The 2,076-nt window shown below is 54.3% G+C and carries 1 protein-coding gene and 1 pseudogene; both read right to left on the bottom strand.

Features of this window, described 5'->3' with window-relative positions; translation table 11 throughout:
- On the bottom strand, positions 1–1,649 hold a 1,649-nt coding region (gene metG / locus ACTHUT_RS18820), incomplete at its 3' end, for a methionine--tRNA ligase (protein WP_440419388.1).
- 127 nt (positions 1,650–1,776) lie between these two features.
- Positions 1,777–2,076: pseudogene (locus tag ACTHUT_RS18815) on the bottom strand (UDP-N-acetylglucosamine 1-carboxyvinyltransferase); the annotation flags it as partial.

Below are 2,076 nucleotides of genomic sequence, written 5' to 3'. Positions count from 1 at the left end.
AAATCGTCCACTTGTTTTTGCTCCACTCGTTGCATTAAATGTTCGTATTTGTTGATGGCGTGTTCGCCCAAGGTTTCGCGTGTATTTGCCCAAGTGATGGCTTCCAAATTCAGGAATTTGGCGGCGTTTTCGGCCACTTTCGGCAATACGGGGGCGAGGTAGGCGGTCAGCATGGTAAAGGCGTTGATGAGTTCGCTGCATACTTCGTGCAGGCGTTCGTCTTGGCCTTCTTGTTTCGCCAATTCCCAAGGTTTGTTGGCATCAACGTATTCGTTGACAATGTCCGCCAAGGCCATGATGTCGCGCAGGGCGCGGGCGTATTCGCGGTTTTCGTATTGCTCGGCAATGTTGTCGCTTTCGGCGGCGAGTTTTGCCAGCAATGCGCTGCCTGAAACGTCTTTCAGACGACCTTCAAAGCGTTTGGCGATGAAACCTGATGCGCGGGCGGCGATGTTGACGTATTTGCCGACGAGGTCGCTGTTGACGCGACTGATAAAGTCTTGCAGGTTCAAATCGATGTCTTCGATTTTGCTGTTGAGTTTTGCGGCGATGTAGTAGCGCATCCACTCGGGGTTCAGGCCTTGTTCCAGATAGGATTTGGCGGTGATGAAGGTGCCGCGCGATTTGGACATTTTTTGTCCGTCCACGGTCAAAAAGCCGTGTGCGTACACGCCGGTCGGGGCGCGGTGGCCGGAGAAATGCAGCATGGCGGGCCAGAACAGGGCGTGGAAATAGAGGATGTCTTTGCCGATGAAGTGGTACATCTCGGTTTGGCTGTCGGCTTTGAAGTATTCGTCAAAATCAATGCCGATGCGGTCGCACAGGTTTTTAAACGAGGCCATGTAGCCGACGGGCGCATCCAGCCAAACGTAGAAATATTTGCCCGGCGCGTCGGGGATTTCGAAACCGAAATACGGCGCGTCGCGGGAGATGTCCCAGTCGGACAGGGTGGTTTCTTCGCCTTCGCCCAGCCATTCTTTCATTTTGTTGAGGGCTTCTGGTTGCAGATGGGGCTTGCCGTCGTGCGGGTTGTTGCCGGAAGTCCATGCTTTGAGGAAGTCGGCGCATTCGCCCAGTTTGAAGAAGAAGTGTTCGGATTCGCGCAATTCGGGTTTGGCACCGGATACCGCGGAATACGGGTTGATCAGTTCGGTCGGGGAATAGGTCGTGCCGCAGACTTCGCAGTTGTCGCCGTATTGGTCTTGGGCGTGGCATTTCGGGCATTCGCCTTTGACGAAGCGGTCGGGCAGGAACATTTGTTTTTCAGGGTCGAAAAGCTGCTCGATGACGCGGCTCTCAATCTTGCCGTTGGCTTTCAGCGCGCGGTAAATGTCTTGGGAAAACTGTTTGTTTTCAGGGGAATGGGTGCTGTAATAATTGTCGTAGCCGATGAAAAAACCGGTGAAGTCGGCGAGGTGCTCTTCGCGCACTTTGGCAATCATGTCTTCGGGCGCGATGCCTTGTTTTTGCGCGGCAAGCATCACGGGCGTGCCGTGGGTGTCGTCGGCGCAGCAGTAGTAGCATTCGTGGCCGCGCAGTTTTTGAAAGCGCACCCAAACGTCGGTTTGGATGTGTTCGACCATGTGGCCGAGGTGGATGCTGCCGTTGGCATAGGGCAGCGCGGAAGTGACAAGGATTTTGCGTGTCATGGTTTGTGCTTTTAAAAACAATGGATAAAGATGTTGGGAATTATACCGCAAAACAATACGCAAAGGCCGTCTGAAACCCGATTGCCGGTGTTTCAGACGGCCTTTTATTTATCGGCTGCGTATGGGATTAACCGCGTACGCGTTCGATTTTTGCGCCTACGCCGCCGAGTTTTTTCTCGATGTATTCATAGCCGCGGTCGAGGTGGTAGATGCGTTCAACGATGGTTTCGCCTTCTGCGACCAAACCGGCCATGACGAGGCTGGCGGAGGCGCGCAGGTCGGTTGCCATCACGACGGCGCCGGAGAGTTTTTCCACGCCTTTGATGTAGGCGGTGTTGCCTTCGGTGGTGATGTCTGCGCCCATGCGGTTGAGTTCGGGAACGTGCATGAAGCGGTTTTCAAAAATGGTTTCCACCACGCGGCTGCT

It is taken from the genome of Neisseria sp. P0022.S010 (assembly GCF_051956635.1).
This window is presented reverse-complemented; position numbering and strand designations above follow the sequence as displayed.